General features: G+C 59.8%; 17 protein-coding genes and 1 pseudogene. 12 read left to right on the plus strand and 6 right to left on the minus strand.

The window, feature by feature from the left end; all coding sequences use genetic code 11:
• Positions 1 to 2 precede the first annotated feature (2 nt).
• From AC0L4F_RS20335 to AC0L4F_RS20360, 6 genes are read left to right on the plus strand one after another with little or no spacing between them, the layout of a single operon-like run.
• Positions 3 to 878 (plus strand): carbohydrate ABC transporter permease, encoded by an 876-nt coding sequence (locus tag AC0L4F_RS20335; protein WP_244691202.1) that lies wholly within the window; start codon positions 3 to 5, stop codon positions 876 to 878.
• Positions 879 to 888: 10 nt separating this feature from the next.
• Complete coding sequence (locus AC0L4F_RS20340; RefSeq protein ID WP_244691203.1) at positions 889 to 1,788, plus strand: carbohydrate ABC transporter permease; 900 nt, start codon at positions 889 to 891, stop codon at positions 1,786 to 1,788.
• A 27-nt stretch (positions 1,789 to 1,815) separates the two neighbouring features.
• Positions 1,816 to 2,892, plus strand: coding sequence for an ABC transporter ATP-binding protein (locus tag AC0L4F_RS20345; protein WP_244691204.1), 1,077 nt, complete (start codon positions 1,816 to 1,818; stop codon positions 2,890 to 2,892).
• Positions 2,889 to 3,863: a DMT family transporter gene (locus AC0L4F_RS20350; protein WP_244691205.1), complete on the plus strand. Its 975-nt coding sequence runs from the start codon at positions 2,889 to 2,891 to the stop codon at positions 3,861 to 3,863. Before AC0L4F_RS20345 ends, AC0L4F_RS20350 begins: the two co-directional genes overlap by 4 nt.
• Positions 3,860 to 5,287, plus strand: coding sequence for a sulfatase-like hydrolase/transferase (locus AC0L4F_RS20355; RefSeq protein ID WP_244691206.1), 1,428 nt, complete (start codon positions 3,860 to 3,862; stop codon positions 5,285 to 5,287). The genes AC0L4F_RS20350 and AC0L4F_RS20355 overlap by 4 nt, the downstream gene beginning before the upstream one ends.
• Positions 5,284 to 6,417 (plus strand): mandelate racemase/muconate lactonizing enzyme family protein, encoded by a 1,134-nt coding sequence (locus AC0L4F_RS20360; RefSeq protein WP_244691207.1) that lies wholly within the window; start codon positions 5,284 to 5,286, stop codon positions 6,415 to 6,417. The genes AC0L4F_RS20355 and AC0L4F_RS20360 overlap by 4 nt, the downstream gene beginning before the upstream one ends.
• 53 nt (positions 6,418 to 6,470) lie before the next feature.
• On the opposite strand, the gene AC0L4F_RS20365 is transcribed toward AC0L4F_RS20360, so the two are convergent.
• From AC0L4F_RS20365 to AC0L4F_RS20375, 3 genes are all read right to left on the minus strand, one after another.
• Positions 6,471 to 7,124, minus strand: coding sequence for a GntR family transcriptional regulator (locus AC0L4F_RS20365; RefSeq protein ID WP_244691208.1), 654 nt, complete (start codon positions 7,122 to 7,124; stop codon positions 6,471 to 6,473).
• A gap of 286 nt (positions 7,125 to 7,410) precedes the next feature.
• Positions 7,411 to 8,598: a sulfatase family protein gene (locus AC0L4F_RS20370; protein WP_280520704.1), complete on the minus strand. Its 1,188-nt coding sequence runs from the start codon at positions 8,596 to 8,598 to the stop codon at positions 7,411 to 7,413.
• Positions 8,559 to 8,864 carry a sulfatase-like hydrolase/transferase gene (locus AC0L4F_RS20375; RefSeq protein ID WP_280520705.1) on the minus strand — a complete coding sequence of 102 codons (306 nt, stop codon included), beginning with the start codon at positions 8,862 to 8,864 and terminating at the stop codon, positions 8,559 to 8,561. Before AC0L4F_RS20375 ends, AC0L4F_RS20370 begins: the two co-directional genes overlap by 40 nt.
• A gap of 314 nt (positions 8,865 to 9,178) precedes the next feature.
• Between AC0L4F_RS20375 and AC0L4F_RS20380 the strand changes: the two genes are divergently transcribed.
• Positions 9,179 to 10,120: a 2-dehydro-3-deoxygalactonokinase gene (locus AC0L4F_RS20380; protein WP_244691209.1), complete on the plus strand. Its 942-nt coding sequence runs from the start codon at positions 9,179 to 9,181 to the stop codon at positions 10,118 to 10,120.
• On the opposite strand, the gene AC0L4F_RS20385 is transcribed toward AC0L4F_RS20380, so the two are convergent.
• Positions 10,110 to 10,508: a FadR/GntR family transcriptional regulator gene (locus tag AC0L4F_RS20385; protein WP_280520708.1), complete on the minus strand. Its 399-nt coding sequence runs from the start codon at positions 10,506 to 10,508 to the stop codon at positions 10,110 to 10,112. The two genes, AC0L4F_RS20380 and AC0L4F_RS20385, sit on opposite strands and share 11 nt — an antisense overlap.
• 87 nt (positions 10,509 to 10,595) lie before the next feature.
• Positions 10,596 to 10,688: pseudogene (locus AC0L4F_RS20390) on the minus strand (GntR family transcriptional regulator); the annotation flags it as partial.
• A 286-nt stretch (positions 10,689 to 10,974) separates the two neighbouring features.
• Here AC0L4F_RS20390 and AC0L4F_RS20395 point away from each other — a divergent pair.
• The 4 genes from AC0L4F_RS20395 (at position 10,975) to AC0L4F_RS20410 (ending at position 15,525) form a co-directional block, all read left to right on the plus strand.
• A complete protein-coding gene (locus AC0L4F_RS20395; RefSeq protein WP_244691211.1) occupies positions 10,975 to 11,961 on the plus strand; it encodes a Bug family tripartite tricarboxylate transporter substrate binding protein in 987 nt (328 codons plus the stop codon).
• A 67-nt stretch (positions 11,962 to 12,028) separates the two neighbouring features.
• On the plus strand, positions 12,029 to 12,523 hold the full coding sequence (locus AC0L4F_RS20400; RefSeq protein ID WP_244691212.1) for a tripartite tricarboxylate transporter TctB family protein: 495 nt from the start codon (positions 12,029 to 12,031) through the stop codon (positions 12,521 to 12,523).
• A 15-nt stretch (positions 12,524 to 12,538) separates the two neighbouring features.
• Positions 12,539 to 14,032: a tripartite tricarboxylate transporter permease gene (locus tag AC0L4F_RS20405; RefSeq protein WP_244691213.1), complete on the plus strand. Its 1,494-nt coding sequence runs from the start codon at positions 12,539 to 12,541 to the stop codon at positions 14,030 to 14,032.
• The gene (locus AC0L4F_RS20410) at positions 14,032 to 15,525 is read left to right on the plus strand and encodes a sulfatase family protein (protein WP_244691214.1); all 1,494 of its coding nucleotides are present in this window, start codon (positions 14,032 to 14,034) and stop codon (positions 15,523 to 15,525) included. The genes AC0L4F_RS20405 and AC0L4F_RS20410 overlap by 1 nt, the downstream gene beginning before the upstream one ends.
• Before the next feature lie 21 nt (positions 15,526 to 15,546).
• Here the strand turns inward: AC0L4F_RS20410 and AC0L4F_RS20415 are convergent, their stop codons facing one another.
• Positions 15,547 to 16,251, minus strand: a complete 705-nt coding sequence (locus AC0L4F_RS20415; protein ID WP_244690823.1) for a GntR family transcriptional regulator — start codon at positions 16,249 to 16,251, stop codon at positions 15,547 to 15,549.
• A gap of 276 nt (positions 16,252 to 16,527) precedes the next feature.
• Here AC0L4F_RS20415 and AC0L4F_RS20420 point away from each other — a divergent pair, with 276 nt between their 5' ends.
• A complete protein-coding gene (locus AC0L4F_RS20420) occupies positions 16,528 to 18,054 on the plus strand; it encodes a sulfatase family protein (protein WP_244690822.1) in 1,527 nt (508 codons plus the stop codon).

Below are 18,054 nucleotides of genomic sequence, written 5' to 3' on the forward strand. Positions count from 1 at the left end.
CCATGAACGCCCGGCTTACGCCCTGGCTATTCCTGATGCCCGCGATTTTGATCTACGGCATCTTCGGCGCCTATCCGATTTTTCAGACCTTCGCCATCAGCCTGACGGATCAGGTTGGTGTTGCGGCACCGGGAAAATTCGTCGGGCTTCAGAATTATGCGGATCTGATCGGGGACGCATATTTCCTTAATTCCCTGAAAAACACCGGCATCTGGGTGATCATGTTCCTGATCGTGCCCAATTCGCTGGCCATCACCATCGCGCTTCTGGTCAAACAGACGTTCTGGGGATCGAGCCTGATCAAGACCGTGTTTTTCCTGCCTTTGGCGCTGTCTTTTGCGATTGTGGGTGTGGTCTGGGGCTGGATCTATGAACCGGATGTCGGCCTGCTGGACCAATTGTTGATCAGCCTGGGACTGGAAGGTCTGATTGTGGAATGGTTGGGCCCTGATGCGGCGACCTATTCGGTGATCGCGGCGGCGGCCTGGCGGCAGACGGCGTTTGCCACGGTGGTGTTCCTCGCGGGTCTGTCGGCCATCCCGCAAGAGCTGATCGAAGCGGCCAAGGTCGATGGCGGCACGCGGCGCCAGATCTTCTTCCGCATCATGCTGCCGCTTTTGAAACCGGCCAGCACCATTGCGGTATCATCGGCGTTGATCCACGCGCTTCTGGCGACAGAGATCGTGTTGACCATGACCGAAGGCGGCCCGTTCGGATCGTCCGAAGTGGTGGGATACCGGATGTATATGGAAACCTTCTGGAACTACAAATTCGGCTATGGCGCTGCGATTGGTGTGATTGTCACGCTGATGACAGCCATCATGGTGGTGCCCTATGTGCTCCGCATGGCCAAAGCCCAAGAACGAGATTGGAGCTGAGGGTCGGACCATGACACATGTAACCACAGAAATGACCAATGGGTCGGATGCCGCCCAGGCGATTGACCGCGGATCTCTGCGCGAACGGTTCGAAGAGCCGGTCGTGCGGGGGAGCCAGATCCTCTTGCTGTTGCTCTTGGCGCTGGTGTTCTTCCTGCCGGTGATGGGCACGCTTCTGACCTCGGTGCGCACCATCCCCGACATCACCCAGAACGGCGCCTGGGCACTGCCTTCGACCTATGAATGGGGCAACCTTGGCCGCGCCTTCATCGAGATGCTGCCCTATTTGCGGGCCTCGGTGATCATCACATTGCCCTCGGTTGCGGGCACGTTGATGGTGGCGATGATGGCGGGATATGCGCTGAGCCGGATGCAGTTTCGCGGCCGGATCTGGATGTTCCTTGTGATCGTCTCGCTCAGCTTCGTACCGATCCATACCCAGCTGATCCCGGTGTTCCGGTTGATGTCGGATCTTGGCCTGCATGACACTTTCATCAGCCAGATCATCGTGCACATCATGCGCCAGATCCCCTTTGCCGTGCTGATCATGACCAACTTCTTCAACACGGTGCCCGGTGAGTTGCGCGAAGCGGGTCGCATTGACGGGGCCAGCGAATGGACGATCTTCCGGCGGATCTATGTGCCGGTGGCACGGCCTGCCTTGTCGGCGCTGATCGTGCTGGAATTCACCTGGATCTGGAACGATCTGCTTTGGGGGCTGGTGCTGACCCAGGGCGCGGGCAAGAAACCCGTGACCGTCGGTATCCTGTCGTTCGAAGGCGAATACGAGATCGCCTGGAACATGGTGGCCTCGGGGGCGGTTGTCGCCGCAATCCCGACGCTGGCTGTCTTCCTCGCCTTCCAGAAACACTTCATCCGCGGGATGACAATGGGATCGGTCAAGGGCTGAGGCCCGGATCCGAATAGGAGATAAAAAATGGCACATGTTACCATCAATCAGGTGATCAAGAACTATGGCGCGGTGCAGGCGATCAAGGGCATCGACGTCGGTATCGAAGATGGCGAATTCGTCGCGCTGGTCGGCCCGTCGGGCTGTGGCAAGACCACGCTCTTGCGGATGATTGCCGGGCTGGAGGACATCACCGGCGGCACCATCGAAATTGGCGGCAAGGTGGTGAACAACCTGCAACCCAAGGCACGCGATATCGCCATGGTGTTTCAGAACTACGCGCTTTATCCGCATATGAAAGTGGCCGACAACATGTCGTTTTCGATGCAGCTTGCCGGCGCTTCGAAAGACGAGATCAAGGAAAAGGTCGAGGATGCCGCGCGTATCCTGAACCTTGAACCCTACCTCGATCGCTATCCGCGCGAACTCTCTGGTGGGCAACGCCAGCGGGTCGCCATGGGCCGCGCCATCGTGCGCAATCCCAAGGTGTTCCTGTTCGACGAACCCCTGTCCAACCTTGATGCCAAGCTGCGCGTTTCCATGCGGGCCGAGATCAAATCGCTGCACCAGCGGCTGGGCACCACGGCGGTCTATGTCACCCACGACCAGATCGAAGCCATGACCATGGCCGACAAGATCGTGGTGATGAGCGCGGGGCGGATCGAACAGGTCGGCACCCCGCTGGAACTGTACGACGAACCGGCCAATCTGTTTGTTGCGGCCTTTATCGGCTCGCCTTCGATGAACCTGCTCGAGGCCGAGATCTGTGACGGCGGTCTGCGGTTCGGCGATGGCACCATCCTGGCCGCGACCGATACCGGCGAATACGGAACGGGCCGCTCTGTCATTGCCGGCATTCGCCCCGATACGTTCGAGCTGGCCGAACGGGGCTTGACCGTGCAGGTCAATGTGACCGAGCCGACAGGCGCGGAAACCCAGGTGGTGGGCCAGATCGGCGACTCCCCCGTAACCTGTTTGATGCGCGAGCGGATCAGTGGCAGATATGGCGATGTGCTGCACGTCATGCCGCAGGGGCCGGTGCATTTGTTTGATCCCGACACCGGGCTGCGGTTGGGCACGGCCCGTACGGCCGCGATCAATTGACCAACGGTTGCCAGACATCCACGGGGGCGGCCTCGGTCGCCCCTGATTTGCCGCTGAATGCGCCAACGCCCCCCGCCGCGACGCGGTCGATGATTGCGGGCATGGGGCTGGTGGCGCTGGCGGGGTGCATTCTGGCCAGCCAGGATGCCGCGATCAAGGAAATGACGGCGCGGCAATCCCCGATCCAGATTTCCTTTGTGCGCTACTGCTGGCATGCGGTCTTTGTGGCGATCTTCCTTTGGGCGACCGGACGGCGGCGGATCTATCGCACGGCCCGTTTGCCGCTGCATGTGGCGCGCGCGGTTTTGTTGCTGACGGCGTCGACCGCGATGTTTATCGCCATTGCCTTTGTCCCGCTGTCACAGGCCACGGTGATTCAGTTCCTGAGCCCCTTGGTGGTCACATTGCTGTCGGTGGTGTTCCTGGGTGAACGTATCGGATGGCGGCGGATCACCGCATTGGCGCTGGGCTTTGCCGGCGTGTTGGTGGTGATTGGTCCGCAACTGGGTGCAGAGGCTGGATTTTCCGCGATCTGGCTTTTGCCCTTACTGTCGGCCTTTGCGGCGGCGGGTTACGTGTTGATGACCCGGCGTTTGTCGGAACCGGCGGAAACCGTCCCGGCGATGGCGCTGATGCCGGTGATCTGTGTGCTGGTCCTGCTGCCCGTGCAGCCGTTTTTCTGGTCACCGATTTCGGCGATGGATTTTGCGGTTCTGACGTTGCTTGGCTTCACCGGAACACTTGCCCATGTGGCCATCCAACTGGGGATGCAGGCCGCCCCGGCCTCGATCCTGTCGCCGTTTCTCTACAGCCAGGTGATTTTCGCCAGCTTGCTCGGGATTGTGTTTTTTCGCGAACCGATGAGCATCGGGTTTGTCCTTGGCACATTTTTGATTGTCGGGGCCGGGCTTGCGATCTGGTGGATCGAACGCCCCCCCGCGACATCTTCAACCAGGAAAGTAGCGCAATGACAGCCAGGAACATCATTCTGTTCATCACCGATCAATGGCGTTGGGACACGTTGAACCAGCCGGGGCATCCGTGCAAGCTGCCCAACCTCCAGGCGTTTCGCGCCGAGGCCACCAATCACGTGAACGCCTTTACCTCGGTGCCGCTGTGCACGCCCGCGCGCGGCAGCCTGTTCACCGGCACATGGCCGCATCAAAACGGCACGATGGACAATGTGCAGGGCTCGTCGTTTTATCCACATGGCAAGCTGCACCCGAGCCACAAAACCTATATGGAGCGGTTGCAGGACGCCGGATATGCGGTGTCGTTCATCGGCAAATGGCATCTGGGCGCGGGCACATTGACCGAACGCGGCATCGACGCCCCGCTGAGCGATGGCGGCGCCGAGGCGCTGATCCCGGCCGATGATCTGGAGTTCGCCACCCCGCGCAAGACACCGTTTTACGGCACGATCACCAAAGGCACGCATATGGACGAAAAGCGGGTCATGGCGGGGATCGAACGGCTGGAGTCGCTTGCGGCCGGCGACAAGCCATTTTGCCTGATCGTCTCGCTGCCGGGGCCGCATTTCCCGCATCACGTTCCGGCGGATTGGGTGGCGCTGTATGATGACCTGCCCGAAGATTACATGCCCGACAATTTCATCCCGCAGTTCACTGAGACCGGCAAACCCCAGGCCCAGGGCGCGCCTTACTGGCCCTGTCAGGACACCCGGGGGCTGGATCAGGCCGACTGGCGCCGCACCGCGCAGCATTATTTCGGCTTCTGTTCCTTCATCGACGATCTGTTTGGCCAGTTCCGCCGCAAGATGACCGATCTGGGGCTGGACGACAGCACCTCGCTGAGCTTCACCGCTGATCACGGCGAAATGCTGGGCGCGCATGGCTGGTTCGACAAGGGGCCGTTCTTCTACGAAGAGGTGATGCGCATCCCGATGCTGATCCGTGACGCGGGGCAGGCGGCGGCCAAGGTCGACGACGGTTTTGTCAATTTCCGCGATCTTTTCCCGACCATGGTGGCGAGCAGCGCGGGCGCCGGAATTCTGACCGAGGCAGAGACCGCACGCCGGTATGGCGCCACCCGGCAGGACCATGCGACCTATGGCTATGACGCCTATCAGGGCCGCCAGTTCAAGTTCCGCGGCATCCGCGAGGCGCGCTACAAATACGCCTGGAGCCCGCATGACATCGAAGAGCTGTACGACCTCGACACCGATCCGGGCGAACGGACCAACCGCGCCGACGACCCGACCCTGGCCGAGGAAAAAGCCCGGCTGAAAACCCGGCTGTTCGACTGGATGCGCGCCGAAAACGACGCCCTCGCCCATGGCGGTTACCAACTGCCCGTCGGCAGCTACATCGACGGCCGCCCCGCAAACGAACAACACGACCACCAACAACACCTAAACCCAGCGTTGAAACAATGAAAATCACTGAAATCAAAACTTATATGCAGCGGGTCGATGACCGTCCTCGCGTGCTTGTCGCCATCAAGACCGACGAAGGTATCACCGGCTGGGGCGAGACATATGCCCATGGTCCGGAACGTGCCGTTGCGCCGATCCTTGACTATTTTGCCACGCATCTTCTGGGCGAAGACCCGCGCCGGGTGACGTTTTTGCATGAAAAACTGATGCATGTCGCACGTTTTCCGCCCGGCGCATTGGGGCTGGCGGCGTTTTCCGCGGTCGATCATGCGCTTTGGGATATTGCTGCCAAGGCGATTGGCGTGCCGGTTTACCAGATGTTGGGCGGCCATATGCGCGACAAGGTGCGGGTCTATTGCACCGCCATCGGCGCGCCGGACAATGGTGTCGAGGTTCTGTCGAATCTGCACGCGGAATTCGGCTTTACCGCCTTCAAACTTTCGCCGTATCGCAAACATCCGTTTGAGCATCGCTGGGGCGAGGTCTGCGCCGCGACAGCTGATTATTTCCGCACCCTGCGCGAAGGCCTGCCTTCGCATTTCGAGATCGCCTTTGACGCCCATTCGGTGCTGATGGAGGGGATTGATGCGGTGCGTCTGGCGCGGGCGATCGAGCCTTATGATCCCTTCTTTCTGGAAGAGCCATTGCGCCCGGAACATATGCCGGCCTGGCGCGACATGAAGGCCAAGATGAACATCCCGCTGGCCACCGGCGAGGCGCTATATAATCGCCATCAATTCCTGGCGCTGCTTAATGCGGGCGGGGCGGATATCGTCCAGCCGGACATTGCCGTGGTCGGGGGGTTGACCGAAATGCGCCGCATTGCCGAGGTGGCGGATGCCCATTCCGTTCCGGTGGCGCCGCACAATCCGATGGGGCCGCTGGCCACCGCGCATAACGTGCATTTTTCGGCCGCCTGCACCAATTTCAAGATCCTTGAGTACAAGGTGCACCGCGATGTGCCGTGGATCAAAGATCCCTATATTCCGGTTGATGGCTATCTTGAGCTGCGCCCGGATCGCCCGGGTTGGGGTGTCGAGATCATCGAAGAGGCGTTGCAGACCGATGAATATACCCATTGGTCCCGGCCATTGATGCGCAAACCGGACGGCGCAACCAGCTACGCCTGACCCCGGTGCTGGCGCGGGGCAATGGCCCCCGCGCTTCACCCGCCTTAATGATTTTAGCCCTGCATCGCCTTGACCGCCGCCACTGTCGTCAGCTCGATATGGCGGGCGGTCAGCGCGCAGGTCGCGTCGATATCGCGCGCGATTGCCACCTCATAGATTGCGGCATGTTCGGCGGGGGTATCGCGCCCGCTGGGGCCGAAATTGCGCGACAGGTGGCGATAGCGTTCGTGATGGGCATAGATCTGGTCGCGCAGATCCAAAAGCCAGTCCGAGTTGGCCGCCGAAACCAGCGCATCGTGAAACGCCCGGTTGCGCGTTTCGATTTCCTGTAGGCTGGTGTTGCGGTCTTCGGCCAGCCGCAGACTATGATAGGCGGCGACAAGCTGCGCCTCCCAAGCGTCGTTGCCCCGGCTCAGGCTGTCGCGGATCGCTTCGTTTTCCAGCAGGATACGCACCCGGCCCAGATCCTCGACCTCTTCGGCGGTGGCGCTGCGCACATAAAAGCCGCGGTTGGAATGTTGCACGACCGACCGCTCGCCGATCAACCGCGACAGGGCCTCGCGCAGGGGCGCGGCCCCAAAGCCAAATTCGGCGCGCAGTTCCGCGATCTTGAGCTTGCGGTCCGGCGGAAGATCGCCGGTGACGATGGCCTGCCGCAGCGTGGCATAGGCGCTTTCGGCATCGGTGATAAAAGCGGGCTTTTCCATTGAGCGGCTGACAGGTCCATAGTTTAAAGGTGCCCTTATGTACGGGCAGGCGTGTTACAAGCCAAGCCCAAGCGCGCGGGTCGAAGTTTGTCGTAATAAGCTATTATAATTTCTGACGTTTTGCAGCACTTCAATCCGCCGCTTGCAACTGCGTCACATATTTGTCGACGCCGCGTATCGGACACTGCGCTGACCACCGCTTTCCTCAGCCATGACGCGATGGTGTGGCCCGTGCCGGTGCCCGTGCCTGGGGCGGCACGGGCGCAGTCCTTTGGTCCGATCCGTGTTAGCGAAAGGCCGCCATCCGGTCCCGAGTGTTGAAGTTCGACGCAACCAGCCATTCCAGCATCACGTCTTTCAATCGGGCCTTTTGCGCGCTGTGATCGGGGTCGTCCCACAGATTGCGCATTTCATCCGGGTCGGATTCCAGATCGAACAATTGACCCTCTTCACAGCCCAGAAGATGAACCAGCTTCCAGCGTTTTTCCCGCACCATGGTGATGAAATCCGCCCCGGTCATCACCATGTCGCCGGCTTGTTCACAAAACACATGTTCGCGTGGCGTGTGATCGGTTTCGGTCAAGGCCGGCAGCAGGCTCTGCGCCTCCATATCCGCCGCCGGGGTGACCCCGGCAAGTTCCAGGATCGTCGGCCCAAGATCGAACAATTGCACCAGATCATCGACCGTGCGATCGCCCCTAAACCGTTGCGGCGCCCAGACAATCAGCGGCACCCGCGTCACCACATCATACATCGACCATTTCTGCGACAGCCCGTGATCGCCCAGACAATCACCGTGGTCCGAGGTAAAGATCACCACCGTGTCATCCATATAATCGTTGCGTTCCAGCGCCTGCATGATGTCACCAACGGAATTGTCGATCATTTCGACATTGGCGTAATAATAGGCGCGCATGCGGCGTTCGTCTTCGGTGCTGCGATCCGGGTTCCAGAGGATGGAATCGTGGTCGACCTGACCATCGTGAACGCGCTTTTCCTCAAGGTAAGAGGGTTGCCCGGCGCGGTCTTCGACCGAGTCGACCGGCAGAGGGATATTGTCCTTTGCCATGTATTTTTCGGCCAGCTCGGGCGTCGGATCATAGGGCGGGTGCGGTCCGGGAAAGCCGACCTGCATGAACAGCGGCGCGGATTTGGGTTTGGTATCCAGCCAGAATTTCGCGAAATTGCCGACAAACATGTCGGAATGCAGATCCTCTGGCAAATCCCATTCAAACGCGCCAAGCCGCTGGCCGTAATCGTCGCGTTTGCGGTAATGTTCGCGCTGTTGCTTGACCAGACCATGCGCGGCCAGTGCCTTGTCCCATTCATCCAGATAGTGACGCCCCTGAAGGTAGCGATCCTTGTTCTCGACGTTGAAACGTTCGGTGAACCCGGCCTCGGCCAGAAATGGATTGGTGTGCATTTTGCCAACATTCACACAGGTATAGCCAAATCCCGCAGGCTGCTGACCCATGTTTTTGACCAATCTTGTTCATTCTCCATCACGCCGGTCACATGCGGATAATACCCGGTGAACAGGCTTGCCCGGCTGGGCACGCAGCTGGGGGCGGTGATGTGGCATTGGGAAAACGAAACGCCCTCTTTGGCAAGCCGATCAAGGTTCGGCGTGTCCATATGGGCGTGACCATGGGCGCGAATGGTATCAAAGCGCTGTTGGTCGGTGATGATCAAAAGAATGTTCGGTTGTTTTGGTGCCGTCGAATTGGGTGCTTTGGTCATGTGGCGGCCTGACGTTGGTATGAAAAGTTGCGCCCAAGGATAATTGGCAGGACCAAAATGTCAATGTTTCGTAACTGGTTTTTGTTGTGGTCTGGTGTTTTTCTGTATTGGCCCAACCAGCCAGCGAAGGGGCGATGACCAGTTAAGATGCTGAAACTGCGCGGTAAGTGGGTGGGTCATGGCTTGATCTGGCCGAGTTTGGCGATTTGCCCAATGATTTGGATGGACCAATATTGGGAATTGGGCTAGATTTGGATCAACCAATATGGATGGGGCCCCTTGACCGAAACCCCGCCGGGCATTGGAGGATTCTGATGACGCATTCTGACCTCGCGCCCTGGCCGCTTGCGGTTTTTGACTGGGGGACATCCAATCTTCGCGCCTATGCGGTGCAGGAAGATGGAACCATTTTGGGCCGGGTCGCCGGGCGCGGCGCCAAACAGACCGAGCGCGAGGAATTTTCCCGAGCCTATGATCGCACCTTGATGCGGTTGCGTCGGAAATATGGCTGTGAACAGGCGCTGCTTGTCGGCATGGTGGGCAGCAATCTGGGTTGGGTGGATGTCGACATGTGCACGGCCCCGCAAACGCGCGCCACGGTACAGGCGCGGCTTGTGCCGGTGGCCGGAACCGGGGCGCATATCGTGCCCGGCGTCAGTGCGAAATCCATCGGTGGCTTTCCCGACATGATGCGCGGCGAAGAGGTTCAGGTTTTTGGCGCCTTGGCACTGGCGGCCCGCGACGACGCGCTTTTGTGTTTGCCGGGCACCCATAGCAAATGGGTCACCTGCGAACAGGGGGCGATTTGCCGGATTTCCACCGCGATGACCGGAGAGATCTTTGACCTTCTGTGCCATGCCAGTGTGCTGAAAGGGCATGTGACCAGCGAATTGGGCGGAACCGGCCTTGCGGGGTTTGACGACGGGATCGAGGCGGCGAAATCCAATCTCGGTGTCTCTCTGTTGGCGTTTTCCACGCGACCGCGCGCCTTGCTTTCGGGGGCGGTCAATCCGGTTGATGGGCGCGGCTATCTGTCGGGGGTGTTGATCGGATCAGAGATCCTGTCCATGCAGCAGGCCAGCGGCGCGCAGGACGTGCTGATCGTCGGAGAGCCAGAGCTGGCGCGATTTTACGCGCGGGCGGCGGGCGCGTTGAACATGACGGCCCGGGTGATTGACGGCGCGGCTGCCATTGCCGCCGGTGCGGCGGCGATCCATCGCGCGCGGCTTGCGGCGGTCTCCGGGGTCAATAGCTGAGAAAGCGGGAAATCATCCAGTCGATGTGCCGTTGCATTGCGGTACGTGCGGCCTGGGGGCGGCGGGCGACGATGGCGTCGGTGACTTCCTGATTGTTGGCCAGCACGGCCAGCCGGTTTTGGCGCGACCGGGTGCCAGCATACCAATTTTCCCAAAGCGGGCCGCTTTTTTGGTCCCACAGATATTCCAGCAGCTCCACGAACAGGCTGTTTTCCGACCCCTGCGCAATGCTGAGGTGAAACTGTTTGGTGGCTTCGTGAAATTCCGGCGTGTCATTTGGCGGCACTTCGGCATTGGCGATATTGGCATCGACAATCGCGTCAATCGCCCGTTTCGATCCGTTCAGGGCCACCAGAAAACAGGCCTCGCCTTCGATCAGACGCCGCATCTGCAGGACTTCATGCGGGCCTGGTGTCGCTTCGATGGATTGCAGGACGCTGGCACTTTTACTAGCGGTAGGAAGGACATAGGCCCCCGAGCGGTCCTTGATCTTGATGACGTCCGCGGCCTCCAGCACCATCAGCGCTTCGCGAATTGTGGTTCGGCTGACTTCGAATTGCGCAGCAAGATCGCGTTCGGCCTGGCAGGCGGCTCATGGGTTTCAGCTCGCCTGACTGGATCATTTTTTCCAGGTCGCTGGCAATGCGTTGATAGACTTTCTGACTCATTCAACTGCCCTACATCGGTTCAGGGGACGATACCGTTTGGCTGGACCAGTATCCAGCCGAGAATTTAGGTTAGACCAAAATCCGCCCCTATTTCGTTTTGGACTAGACAAAAACCATACCAATTGATATTGGTTGGTCCAATTACTGGTACACAAGCCAGGTGAATTATCATCAAGGGAGGACTTCATGACATTCATTCAAGCCATGGTGCGCGGGATTGGCGCGGCATCCATTGCAGCAACGCTCGGGACGGCGACGCTTTTCGCCAGCGCGACCACCGCAGTGGCGGAATTTCCATCAAAGCCCATTCAGGTCTATGTCGGGTATCGCCCCGGTGGGCGCACCGACACGGTGGCGCGCAAGATCTCTACTCATATCAATGAAAACAACCTGTTGCCGCAGCCCTTGGTGATCGTGAACGTGCCCGGCGCGGCGTCGGCGAATGCCGCGCGCGAGGTTCTTGCAGCTGCGCCTGATGGCCATACCATCATGATGTGGTCGCACAGCATTCTGGTGTCCAATGCGCTTGGGGTGAATGAAATCCACCCCAGTGACTTTACCTCGCTGGGCTTTACCGGCGGCGGCAGCCCGGTTTGGACGGTGCGCGATGATGCGCCCTATCAATCCCTGGAAGAGCTGATCGAGGCGCTGCGCGCCGAACCCAAAAGCCTGACCGAAGCGGTTGGCATCGGCACCGTGCCGCATATCGTCGGCCTGATGCTGGCGGGTGAAGCCGGGTTTGAAACTCGTCTGATCGGTGCCCCGGGTGGGGCCGACCGTTTGGCGCGTCTGCTGGGCGGCAATGCCGATATCGCGCTGTTTTCGGGGTCTGAATACCTGAACTATCAACCCAACGGCATTCGCGCGCTGACCTATTTCGGGGCCAGCCGTCTGCCTGCGATTGGCGATGTGCCCACCGCCAAAGAGCTGGGATATGACGTGGTTTGGGCCAATCCGCTGTATTGGCTGGCGCCTGCCGGTCTGGATGCCGACGCCGAAGAAATGATCACCACCGCATTGCAAACCGCCGTTGAAAGCGATGAAATGCAGGCATGGTTCACCGAAAACACGCTTGAACCCTATTGGACGGATGGTGCTGCGGCGCTTGAAAGCTCGATCGAAGTGCTGGGTCAACTGGATGCTGTGGCAGAGAAGGCCGGGCTTAAGAACTAAGCCGGGTCATCCCGAAATCTCGCCTGCGCGCCCACCGCGCGGGCGAGGCCAACTTACAGGTGAGAGCATGGAAAAATCTGTTGCAAACCCCAAGGTCGAATTGGCGCTTGCGCTTGCGTTGATCGGCTTTTCCGGGGTGATCTTTGTCGGCGCATCGGGCCTGCCGGAACCACGGTTTGAACCGTTGGGCTCGGCGGCGGTGCCCCGGATGCTGGCCGGTCTTATGGCCTTTCTCTCGGCGATCTGGGTGGTCCGTATCCTGTCGGCCCTGCGGGACATCCCCGCCGTGCCGCAGCAACCGGTGGCGCGCGATCCCGAAACGCCCAAACCCCACCCCGGATTGGCGGTTGCGGTGTTGGCGTCGGTCTTTGCCTTTGTCGCGGTGATGGATTTCGGATTGGCCAGTTTCAAGGTCGCGGGGATTGGCTTTGTCATCCTTTGCGGGTTTCTCATGACCCACCGCGATCTGCGCAAACTGCCCTGGATCATCGGCTATGCGGTCGTTCTGGTCCTGGCCTGCGATTTCGCGTTCACGCGTCTTTTCTACATCAACCTGCCTTAAGCAGGAGGAACCCAAATGCCGTTTTTTGATGCGCTTTTCTATCTGTTGACGCCCTTGCCGTTTGCGCTGGTCTTTCTGGGGGTCGCTTTGGGCATTGTTGTGGGCTCGATCCCTGGTCTGACCACAACCATGCTGATCACCCTGACCCTGCCGCTGACCTTCTTCATGGACAGCGTGAATGCGATCATGCTGCTGGTCGGCATGTATGTCGGCGGGGTGTCGGGCAGCCAGATTTCGGCCACGCTGTTGCGGATGCCGGGCACGCCTTCGTCGATCATGACCACCTTTGACGGCTATCCCATGACGCAACAGGGAAGGGCGGCCCGCGCCCTGGGCCTTGGCATCACTGCGTCTTTTGTTGGCGGCATGATTTCCTTTCTCGTGCTGGCGCTGCTGGCGCCGCCGTTTTCGCGGCTGGCAATCACCTTTGGCCCTTGGGAATATTTCACCATGGTGTTGATGGCGCTGGTCATGTTGTCCAGCCTGAGCCAGGGATCGCTGCTCAAGGGGTTGATCGCCGCCTGTCTGGGCATGCTGATCCATATGCCGGGGATTGATCCGTCTTCGGGCACGCCGCGGCTGACCTTTGGCATTGACGCGTTTGAGGGCGGGTTGAGCCTGCTTCCGGTGCTGATCGGGGCCTTTGCCATCAGCCAGATCATCAAGGATATCATCAACATTGACATGCGCCCGCCAATGGCCGATTTGGCCGAGGGCCGGATGTTGTTGTCCTTTGCGGATTGCAAACGTCACAGCGGAAATTTCCTGCGCTCCAGCCTGATCGGGACGTGGATCGGCATTTTGCCGGGGATCGGGTCGAACATTGCCTCGATGCTCAGCTATTCCGCCGCCCGCAGCGCGTCAAAAGAGCCGGAAAAGTTCGGCACGGGGCATGAGCCGGGGGTCGTTTCGGCGGAAACCGCGAACAATGCGGCGGTCGGTGGCGCGTTGATCCCATTGATCACGCTGGGCATTCCCGGATCAGTGGTGGATGCCATCCTGATCGGCGCGCTGATCATTCACAACCTGGAACCCGGCCCGCTTCTGTTCATCAACGCGCCCGAGGTGGCCTATGGCGTGATCGCCGCTTATCTGGTCGGCAATATCATCATGTTCGCCATCATGATGCTGGCCGTGCGCCACATCGCCAAGGTGCTTTATGTGCCGCGTGCCTTCCTGCTGACCTCGATCCTCGTGTTCTGTGTCATCGGCATCTTTGCCGTCGGCAACAGCTTCTTTGATGTCTGGGTGATGCTGGGGCTGGGTCTGTTGGGCTTTGTGATGGAGCGGGCGAAAATGCCGCTTGGGCCCTTTGTCATCGGCTTTGTCCTGGCTCCGATCGCCGAGGAACATCTGCGCTCTGGTCTGATGTCCACCGGCGGCAGCCTTGAGCCGCTGTTCACCCGGCCCTTTGCCGCCAGCTTCCTGGCGATTTCCATCGCGTCCCTGTGCTGGCCGATGGTCAGTGGTTGGATCAGAAACCGCAAGACTGTGCGGACGGCCAATTGATGCCGGCGGAAAACCAAGAGGCGAAAACGCCAAATATCCTTTGGTTTTGCGCCGATCAGATGCGCTATGATACGGTTTCGGCATTGGGAAATGCCGAAATCCGCACGCCGAATATCGACCGCTTGATTGCGCGCGGCACGGCCTTTGAAAACTGTTATGTGCAAAACCAGATTTGCACGCCCAGCCGGGCCAGCTTTCTCACCGGGCGGTATCCGGCGGCGCATAATGTCTATCGCAACGGCAATGCCTTTTTCCCGACGTCGGAAAAGCTGGTGACGCGGACCTTGGCGGATGCGCGCTATGATTGCGGGTTGATCGGCAAATTGCATCTTTCCACGGCGTCAAAGCTGGAACAGCGGGTCGATGATGGATACCGACTGTTTGAATGGTGCCAGAACCCCGGTTGGGAACGGGTGCCCGACAGCAACGCCTATTGGCGGTGGTTGCGTGACAAGGGTGTCGATCCGCAGGAAATGTTCCCCGGCAAGCCGCAATATCTGTCCACCGGCACCCCGGCAGAGTTGCATCAAGCGGCCTGGATCGCGGAACGCACCATCAATTTCATTGACGAGGCCCGCGATGGTCCCTGGATGCTCAGCCTCAATCCGTTTGACCCGCATCCGCCGTTCAATCCGCCGCCCGAAGCACTGGCGCGGTTTGGCGGTGGCCGGGATCTGACGCCGCCCCTGTTTCGGCAAAGCGACATTGCCCATCAGGCGCGGTTTTTCGATGTGCGCACGCAAAAACGCCGTGCGGTGAACCCGGTCCTTTCGGCCGCCGAACGCGCGCAACATATCATCCCCGAAGGCGATGCGCGCGGTGCAAAACCGCCAGAGAATTTTGACGGTATGGCCGTCAAGGCCGCCTATTACGCGATGATTGAAAATCTCGACACCCAGTTTGGTCGCATTCTCGATCATCTTGAGGCAACCGGCGAAATCGACAATACGATCATCGTCTTCACCAGCGATCATGGCGAAATGCTGGGTGATCATGGTTTGCTATACAAAGGCTGCCGGTTCTTCGAAGGTCTGATCCGGGTGCCGTTGATCATGGCGGGCCCCGGCATTCCCGCCGGCCAGCGGTCGCGGGCCATGGTGGAAAGCATCGACATCGCCCCGACCTTGCTGGATCTGATCGGTCAGGATGTGCCCGACGTCATGCAGGGGCAGAGCTTTGTCAAAACCGTCTTTGCGGGCGCATCGACGCATAAGGAAACCGTTGTCACCGATTTCAACGATTCCCTTGGCAGCAGCGAGGTCACCCATGACACCCGCGCGACGATGACCTGTGATGGGCGGTACAAGCTGGCGATCTATCATTCCCATCCCGGTCTGGGTGAGTTGTTTGACCTGCAAGAGGACCCGGACGAATTCAACTGCCTGTGGCAGGATCCGGGCTATACGGCGTTGAAGGCCGATCTTGTCGCCCGGCATCTGGACCGCATGATGGGAACCATCCCGGCGGGCCCGCATCGGGTGGCGGTTGCCTGACGATCTGGCTTCGTCGTCGCTCTACCTGTCTTTGTTTCCGCGTTGTTTGATGCTGAGTTTGTCGACGAGGTGTTGTCCTGCGTCGGAGACGTGTTTGTAGAGGGTTTTTGCGGTTGCGTCGGCGTCTTGTTTTCGGATGCAGTCGATCAGGGCGCGGTGTTCGGCGAAGATGGCGTCGCGGCGGCCGATGGAGACGGGGACGCGGGTCGAGATTGCCCAGAGGATTTCGCGGTGTTGTTGCCAGAGCTTGAAGGCGACGCGATTGTAGTGGTTCTGGTACATCGTCATGTGGAATTGTTTGTCGAGCCTGGCGTGGGCCTGTTTGTCGGCAAAGTTGAGGAATTCGATCTCGTCCTGGATCCGCACCAGCTGGTCGATGTCTTCCTGGCTGACGGTTTCGACGAAATAGCGCACCAGATAGGGTTCCAGCTGCTGGCCGACCTCGCTGACGTCGCGGACGAAATCGGTGTCGATAGAGCGCACGCGCGCCCCCTGATTTGGCACGAAATACACCAGCCCCTCGCCGCGCAGCTGTTGCAATGCTTCGCGCACCGGGTTGGTCGACACGCCGAACCGCTTGGCCAGATCGCTGACTTTCAGCCGTTCGTTGTTGTCCAGCTCTCCGGCCAGGATTTCGTGGCGGATCTGGTGAAAGATCGTGTTGCTGCCGGGATCATCGTCTTCGGTCACCACGCTGATCGTAAGGGGAAGGTTCGAAGCTGTCATCCTGGGCCATGTCGTGTTGCGCGATATCGGGGGCAATCGCGGAGTTTTCGGGGGCGGTTCAGATCGTGTATCATAACCCGGTGATTTGTACAAATGCGCTGGTGCGGGTGGCGGATTGGGCCGCTTATGCCGTTTTGAAACATATTATGAATGCGCGCGACAAGGCAATCGTTGACAGAATAGGCAGATATCGTCACATACATACTACACACAGTATCATGTATTAAAGTTGATCTTTAGTGTGCAATGCCGTTCGGAACGCAAAAGGGGCCGCCTGTGACACGCAAACCAAACATCATTCTGATTTCGACCGACCAGCAGCGCGGCGATTGTATCGGCCCCGAAGGGCGCGGGGTGAAGACGCCGGCGATTGACCGGATTGGCCAGTTGGGCACCCGGTTTTCGAAATGCATCACGCCGCATCCGATGTGCCAACCGGCGCGGGCCTCGATCCTGACGGGCAAGCTGCCCTATAGCACCGGCGTGCGCGACAATGGCCGGGATCTGGATTATGGCTTTGGAGAGCAGGGGCTGGCGGGGATGCTGGCCAGTGCCGGCTATGACACGCATTTCATCGGCAAGGCGCATCTGTCGAGCCAGCAAACCTTTGCCCCGACGGGGCGGCCGGAATGTTATTCCAGCGCCAAGGATTATCCGGCGGATTGGAGCGGCAGCTATTTCGGCTTCGACAATGTGCAAATGATGCTGCGCCCGCATCACCACACCAAATGGTATGACGCGCCGGAAACGCTGCATTATGAAAACTGGCTGGATCAGGATGGTCAGGGGCGGGCGCGCTGGGATCTGGCCAAGGAACATCTGCCGCCCGAGACGCGCAACTTTCAGGCCTGGCGCTCGGCGCTGGACGCGGAATATCATTCGACGCCGTGGATTGGCGACCGCGCCATTGAAATGCTGGAGGATCAGGGCGACAAGCCGCTGTTTGCCTGGGTGTCCTTTCCCGATCCGCACCCGCCGTTTCTGGCGCCGAAACCCTGGTGTGACATGTATGATCCCGATGCGGTCGAGATCACGAAATGCCCGGATCTTGACCTTGAAAACCGGCCCTGGTGGCATGGCGCCTTTATGGAGGGTCGCGAAAAGATCAAGCAGGGCGCGGAACATAATGCGGGCGGCACCGATTGGGGCAACCGCGGTGACATGTCCGAAGCGGCAATGCGCGAGATCACGGCGATCTATTTCGGCATGATCTCGGCGGTGGATGCCCAGGTCGGCCGGATTCTGGACACGCTGGAGGCCAGGGGCGAGCTGGACAATACCATCATTGTCTTCATCTCGGATCATGGTGAATGGATGGGCGATCACGGGCTCTTGCTGAAGGGGCCGATGCTCTATGACGGGCTGCTGCGGGTGCCCTGTCTGATCTGTGGTCCCGGCATCAAGGGCGATCAGGTGATTGATGCGCCGGTGTCGACGATCGACATCCGCCAGACATTGGCCGAGCTTTGCGGGCTGACGGTCGAAGAGGACAATGGCACCTCGTGGATCGGGCTGATCAATGGCGAGGACAGCCGGGAATTCGCGCTCAGCGAATTCGAGGTCGACGCCAAACGCAGCGCCGTGGATCTGGACCTGCGCACCGTGCGCAGCGCGCGCTATCGCATGTCGGTCGATCTGAACACCGACACGGGCGAGCTCTATGACATGCAGGAAGACCCGACCGAAATGGTCAACCTGTTCGACGACCCCGCCGCAGCCCCCATCCGCCGCAGCCACATGGACATGATCCACAGCCGCGCAAACACCATCATCCCCCGCGCAGAACGCGTCGGTTGGCACTAA

The sequence above is a fragment of the Marinovum sp. J2-8 genome, from assembly GCF_055808435.1.